This window comes from Bifidobacterium tissieri (genome assembly GCF_002259645.1).
GTDB lineage: Bacteria > Actinomycetota > Actinomycetes > Actinomycetales > Bifidobacteriaceae > Galliscardovia > Galliscardovia tissieri.
Genome location: NZ_MWWV01000013.1, coordinates 24,534 through 30,827, shown reverse-complemented (window position 1 = coordinate 30,827; position 6,294 = coordinate 24,534). Strand labels below are relative to the sequence as shown.

Annotated in this window: 5 protein-coding genes and 1 rRNA gene; 4 read left to right on the top strand and 2 right to left on the bottom strand. The window is 58.5% G+C overall.

What is annotated here, in order from left to right:
• Positions 1-394, bottom strand: a 16S ribosomal RNA gene (locus BTIS_RS08965); the annotation flags it as partial.
• A gap of 25 nt (positions 395-419) precedes the next feature.
• Here BTIS_RS08965 and BTIS_RS11885 point away from each other — a divergent pair.
• From BTIS_RS11885 to BTIS_RS08945, 4 genes are all read left to right on the top strand, one after another.
• Positions 420-608 (top strand): hypothetical protein, encoded by a 189-nt coding sequence (locus BTIS_RS11885; RefSeq protein ID WP_158216886.1) that lies wholly within the window; start codon positions 420-422, stop codon positions 606-608.
• A gap of 768 nt (positions 609-1,376) precedes the next feature.
• A complete protein-coding gene (locus BTIS_RS08960) occupies positions 1,377-2,267 on the top strand; it encodes an ATP-binding cassette domain-containing protein (RefSeq protein WP_094664698.1) in 891 nt (296 codons plus the stop codon).
• A 569-nt stretch (positions 2,268-2,836) separates the two neighbouring features.
• Positions 2,837-3,667 carry an MFS transporter gene (locus BTIS_RS08950; protein WP_094664694.1) on the top strand — a complete coding sequence of 277 codons (831 nt, stop codon included), beginning with the start codon at positions 2,837-2,839 and terminating at the stop codon, positions 3,665-3,667.
• A 273-nt stretch (positions 3,668-3,940) separates the two neighbouring features.
• Entirely contained in the window at positions 3,941-5,119 is a 1,179-nt protein-coding gene (locus BTIS_RS08945) for an ATP-binding protein (RefSeq protein ID WP_094664692.1), read from the top strand.
• Between the two features lie 89 nt (positions 5,120-5,208).
• On the opposite strand, the gene BTIS_RS08940 is transcribed toward BTIS_RS08945, so the two are convergent.
• Positions 5,209-6,219, bottom strand: a complete 1,011-nt coding sequence (locus tag BTIS_RS08940; protein WP_094664690.1) for an NADP-dependent oxidoreductase — start codon at positions 6,217-6,219, stop codon at positions 5,209-5,211.
• Positions 6,220-6,294 lie beyond the last annotated feature (75 nt).

Here is a 6,294-nt window from a genome sequence, read left to right as displayed (position 1 = left end):
CGCTGCATCAGGGTTCCCCCCATTGTGCAATATTCCCCACTGCTGCCTCCCGTAGGAGTCTGGGCCGTATCTCAGTCCCAATGTGGCCGGTCGCCCTCTCAGGCCGGCTACCCGTCAAAGCCACGGTGGGCCATTACCCCGCCGTCAAGCTGATAGGACGCGACCCCATCCCATACCGGTAAACCCTTTCCCACACAGGCATGCACCCATGTGGAGCATCCGGCATTACCACCCGTTTCCAGGAGCTATTCCAGAGTACAGGGCAGGTTGGTCACGCATTACTCACCCGTTCGCCACTCTCACCACCAAGCAAGCTTGATGGATCCCGTTCGACTTGCATGTGTTAAGCACGCCGCCAGCGTTCGTCCTGAGCCAGAATCAAACCCTCCACAAAAAAACCTTCATGAAGAGCCAAAACAATGACTCGAAAAAAAGAAAAGAAAAAGACAGACAAAACACACAACCAGCAACCACCACAGGAAACCCCGCGACAGCCAACCAGCCACATGCTCGCACAATCCTTCCAAAAACCCGGCCACAATCAAACCCTTTCAGGCACTCCCACCACACAGGCGGAAGCAGCAGCCGGACTGGCAATCAAAACTTAGTAGTACAAAACACGCTCTTGAGTTCTCAAACCACCACCACACCAACAGAGCATCCGGCGTACCAGATGTTGTCGTGCTGGGCAACAGAAAGTTAATGTACAGGAATGTCCGAGCCATCGCAAATCGGGCATGATGAAGCGGAACGAAACCGTTGAAAACACAAGCTTCGCTCGGCGTGTCGAAAACCGCTTACAAAACACGTCTACAACAAGTTTATCGAGGAATATTACGAAAAATGCCCTGCCTATCCCCCGTACACCAACCTTTCCGCTCTTTGACATAGCGCATTCACCGACAGTTCAGGCAAGCAGACCGACACCAGCGCATCGTGGCTTTCGCTCACCGCGCCATTGACGCAACACAATGTGTACGATCGTACATATTTGATGTATGATGATGGCGACGGTTGGTTCCCGTCACCGATATCACTCGGTCACGCGACGACAGACTTTTCATCCGTTTCTCTCAAAGTCGCCGCGTGGCCGTTCTTCGACGACTATCACCCATCACCATCATCCATCACCGCAGCCACAAGGGCAAGGCCGTCTCATCGGTGCAAATCCCATCAACGCACTCGGCCGATCTTGGCCTATGCTGTTCCTGTCGCCGCTTTGATGCCACACGGTCCATCGGAAACAGTGCATCCACGGCAATAATTCCGATGCGATGAGGGAACGATCAACGACGACGAACCGCAAACACCGGCGCAACCGCAGTCAACGCCATCGTCGTTTGCGTTGTCATCAACGGACAAGGAAAGGAACAACGATGAGCTCCGACGCCCGCACGGAACAGGAATATACAGTCCACGCGGAATCACTGGGTTTCTACCGGCAGCAGAGGCTCATTCTCGCCGACGTGAACCTTGACATTCCCCGCGGGCAGCGCTGGGTGCTGTTCGGACCGAACGGCATCGGCAAATCCACACTCGTATCCATGATGGCCATGCGCATGTTTCCCAACGTCGGGCACATGACGGTACTGGGTTCGCGGACCGTGGGCGGTTCCGATATACAGCGGCATCGTCGTCGCATCGCACTCGCCTCGGCATCGTTCGGCAGGGAGATCAGCCCGATCGAGGATCCACTCAACGTGGTGATGGACATCATGCGCGGACAGTTCGGCAACACGTGGCGAGATCATACCCAGGACGAGATCGATCGTGCCATGGACATCATGGAACGGTTCGGCATCGACTATCTGGCCGGCAAGCAGATGACACGCCTGTCCGAAGGCGAGCGAACGCGCGTACTGATCTGCCGGGCGTTGCTCGCCGACGCCGATCTGCTGATTCTCGACGAGCCGACGACCGGACTCGATCTGGGTGGTCGAGAACTTATCATGCGCGAACTCGGAAAAGTAGGCACTGCGGACGACGATCGCACGATCGTGATCGTGACGCATCAGCTGGAAGAGATTCCAGACGGATTCGATCACATCGCCCTGATGGGCCGAATCGATCGCGCGCGTTACGACGGCTATTGCGAGCGCCATCCGCAGATCTATTCCACGTTGGAGGGCAATCCGTTGCCCGGCTCGGTGATCTTCACCGGTGCACTTGAGGACGGATTGACATCGGAACGACTTGGCGCATTGTTCGGCCCGAATCTTGACGTACGTCGCGTGGGTACGCGTTGGACGGCGTTGAGAAGGAGATGAGATAGGACCGGTAACGGTTCAATTCGAGGTCGGTGTCGATTCCACGTTGTTCTCGATGCTGACCGTCGATTTCAGCGAAACGCCACAATGCAAAAACGGAAACCTGTTTCCTGTCCTCCCCTTCTCGGGAATCTCCGCACGATTCCCATACACTTCCCGATGCTCTTTATGACGTTCCTCATACAGAGCGCAGCTACCGAATCCGCGCTGATTCACGGATGTCTCCGGTTTCGCGCCCCGTAGAGCGAAACCGCTGCTCGTAATAATGGACCAGCGGCAGAAACAGTTCATCCACGACGGCGACGATGTCGTCATCCGCGAGCGGTTGCATGTTGCGGATGATGGCGGAACGTCCCAGATCTCCTGGCATGTGCATCAGACTGTCCGGCAGTTCGCAGGATACCCCCGTTCGCGGGCGTTGTCCACGGCCATGGCGATGCTCGGACGTTCACTCAATACCGTACGCCTATACAGTTCATGACTGTCGGCATCAAGCCAGCTTGCACCGATGCTGAATTTGGCCAGAATCATCACCGCATCCGATTGCCGCGCCGTCCGCATGGATTCCAATGCTCGCCGGAGCCGCCCTGATCGTGGGATTCGTGGCCTGGGACCACCACGCCAGCAATCCACTGATGAAGCTGTCCTTGATGCGCAACCCATCGTTCGCGGCCAATGTGCCCGCGCTGCTCATGCTGAACTTCTCCATGTACGGCATCATCTTCATCATGTCCGCCTATCTGGAGACGGTGACGAGCCACGGCGCGTTCGTCGGAGGCCTGCTACCCATGCCGCTGGTGGTGGCCTCCATCGTCGGCTCCCTGTGCAACGGCCAAGCCACATCCTGGATCGGATACCGCGGAGCATCACTCCTATCCCTGATCATGCTGGCGGCCGGCATGGCCGCGATGGGTGGCGGAGCCTTCCTAGGTGACACCGTCGTGGGCTGGATCCTCCTGATCACCGGTCAGGCAGTGGCAGGACTAGGCCTTAGCGCAGGCCAGCCGGCCATACTCACCTGGGCGATGTCCACCATGCCCGCCGAGCACAGCGGCTCCGGATCCAGCCTGCTCACCGTGTTCCGCCAGTTCGGCTCGATCATCGGCGCGGGAATCTTCGGCAGTATCTCGGGAGGCATGTACGCCACGCGATTCCAGTCCGACGCGAGCGCAGCCGCGGCCGGCATGAACCCGGGCCACCTCACCTCGGCCGGGTCGGTCAATCTCGATTTCCAACAGGCGCAGCGGCTCACGGAGCAGGCCGCAGAGACGCTGAGAACCGTGGCCGCCAAGGCCTACGAATCCTCGATGCTCGCCAGCTTCCTCATCGCCGCGCTCGTCATCGCGATCACAACCACCGCCGTAGCGGCGATCTCGCGCAAGCACAACCTACACGACTGACCGTGGCGGCATCACCGCATGAGCCGCATGACATCTTATCCACGATTCGCCTGGCGCCGCCAATCTGTCCGATGCCCGCTGCGATACGGCGCGAGCGCGCACTTCGTCAAACCGCGCCATAAGCCGTCCCATCGGACGTCCTGCAGAGACGCAGCAAACACTTAAGCAGACTTTTGGCATCGACTACAGCAATGTTATGGTATTATATAGAGCAATGTTATGGTAAAAAGTAAAGCAAAGTTCTGGTCGCAGATTGTAGGCAAGGAGCCACCCATGATTCCAAGACTGCTCACCGAGCAGGCGCAGCGCTCCGCCACTTGGTTTCCGATCGTCTCCGTAACCGGCCCACGTCAAAGCGGGAAGTCAACGCTCGTCAAAAACGCTTTCGCGGATTATACATATCTCAATCTGGAAGATCTCGAACTGCGCAACCAAGCAAACGTCGACCCGATCAGCTTCGTCAGGAATCGTTCCACACATCTGATCATCGACGAGGCGCAATACGCACCGGACCTGTTCTCCGTGCTACAGGTGGTTTCCGACGAGACGAAACAACCCGGCCAATTCATCCTGTCAGGCTCGCAAAACTTCCTTCTGCTCAAGCAAATCAAGCAATCGCTGGCCGGCAGGGTCGGCGTGTTGAAACTGCTGCCGCTTTCGTATGCGGAAGCGCTCACAGCACACCCCGAGCTCACAATCGAGGAGTTCATCCTCGACGGCGGCTACCCTCATCTGCATGCCGCACACATACCGCGCAGCATCTTCTTCGAAAGCTATCTCAACAGCTATATCGAACGCGACGTCACCGACTATCTCGACGTACGCAATCTCACCACGTTCCGCACGTTTCTCCGCCTCTGCGCCCAGCACGTCGGAGGACTGATCAAAGCCACCTCCCTCGCCAATGAGCTCGGCGCCACCTACCGCACTGTCAAATCATGGATGTCGATCCTCGAATCAAGCTACATCACGTTCAGCCTGCCGCCATATTTCGGCAATCTGAACAAACGGCTGACCAAAACACCGAAGCTGTACTTCCACGACACCGGCCTGCTCTGTTACCTGCTGCGCATCGAAACCGTACAGGACCTTCAGGAACATCCGCTCTTTGGGGAAATTATCGAGAACCTCGTAATATCAGAAACCGTCAAGAGATACTACAACGCGTTGAAAACCCCCGAATTGTACTTCTACCGCGACGACAGCAAAATCGAGGTAGATCTCATCGACTGCACGCATTCCCAAACCAAGCCGGAACTCATCGAGATCAAATCCGGGCGCATGTACCATGACAGGTTCGCAAGGCATCTACGATCGGTTGGCACATTGCTGAACGTTCCGGAAACGAACCGCACGGTTGCCATGCGAATCGACAGCCCATACATCGATCACGGCATCAACGTATGCCCCATCCGCAATCTGCTGCTGCGAGGGGAACCTCCCGTCGCATGATTCACGGTTCCTCCGTTTCGCCGATTCGCCGCGCGCCGCCGAAACACGGCGCGCGGCGAATCAACAGCGTCTTCCGACGTCAAGAAACATCATATCCGGATGACGACCTTGCCGGCGGGATGTCCGTCGTTCACCAGCCGCAGGGCATCGCGCACGTCGTCCAAACGGAACTCGTTCGGGTCGATGGTCGGCGCGCCGCCCTGCCGGATGATGTCCGCGACCTTACGCAGCTGTTCGCCGTTGGCCTGGACCATCATGAATCGGTAGGTCACGTCCTTCGCACGCGCCTTGCGATCGTACGACGCGCTGAACAGGGAGAACATCAGCCGCTTGGCGCCCGTTATGCCGGCCCGCTCGGTGAATGCCTTGTTCGGCATGCCGCGCAGGCTCACCAGCACTCCGCCGGGCCTCATGACGGACAGTTCGTGGTCGAACTCGGCCGGACCGATCGCGTCGATCACGTGATCGACCTCGAGACCGGCCTCCCAGTAATGCTCCCTGCGGTAGTCGAGGTACCGGTCGGCGCCGAGGGCGAGGATCTCCTCGCGGGACCGCGCATTGCCGGTGACGATGACCGTCAGATTCCGCGCCTTGGCGAGTGGGACCAGCATGCGTCCGAGTCCGCCCGACCCGCCGGGAATGAGCACGCTCTGGCCTGACTTGGCGCCGAGCTCGTCAAGCGCCTGCCATGCGGTCAGTCCGGAGAGCGGAATGGCGGCCGCCTCGGCGAAATCGAAGCCGTACGGCAACGGCGCCACCGCGTCGGCCGGTGCGACGGCGAATTCGGCGAACGAGCCAATGCGGTCGAACGGCAGTCGCGCCATCACCCGGTCACCGGGATGGAAATCCCGAACCGCCGAGCCGATCCGTTCCACCATGCCCGCGCATTCGTTGCCCAAAGTGAGCGGCATGGCGTAATCCTGGACCATCTTGATGCTGCCGATGATGGTGAGGATGTCCAGCGGGTTGACGCCGGCGGCCTTCACCCGGATGCGCACATCGTGCTCTCCGACCGACGGCGTGCCGATCTCGTTGACCGAAATGTTGTCGATGGCCTTGCCGGCATCCTTGAGATACCTGTTGACCTGTGCGGCTTTCATGGTTGTTCCCTTCGTTGTGTGTCCTTATGTTCCGTGTTGCGTTATCGTCGATGGCCGACGGCTGCCGGCCATCGA

Excerpts from the sequence above, each read along its gene's own strand:
- BTIS_RS08960 (WP_094664698.1), top strand. The coding sequence starts at position 1,377 with ATGAGCTCCGACGCCCGCACGGAACAGGAATATACAGTCCACGCGGAA.
- BTIS_RS08940 (WP_094664690.1), bottom strand. The coding sequence starts at position 6,219 with ATGAAAGCCGCACAGGTCAACAGGTATCTCAAGGATGCCGGCAAGGCC.
- BTIS_RS08945 (WP_094664692.1), top strand. The coding sequence starts at position 3,941 with ATGATTCCAAGACTGCTCACCGAGCAGGCGCAGCGCTCCGCCACTTGG.
- BTIS_RS11885 (WP_158216886.1), top strand. The coding sequence starts at position 420 with ATGACTCGAAAAAAAGAAAAGAAAAAGACAGACAAAACACACAACCAG.
- BTIS_RS08950 (WP_094664694.1), top strand. The coding sequence starts at position 2,837 with ATGCTCGCCGGAGCCGCCCTGATCGTGGGATTCGTGGCCTGGGACCAC.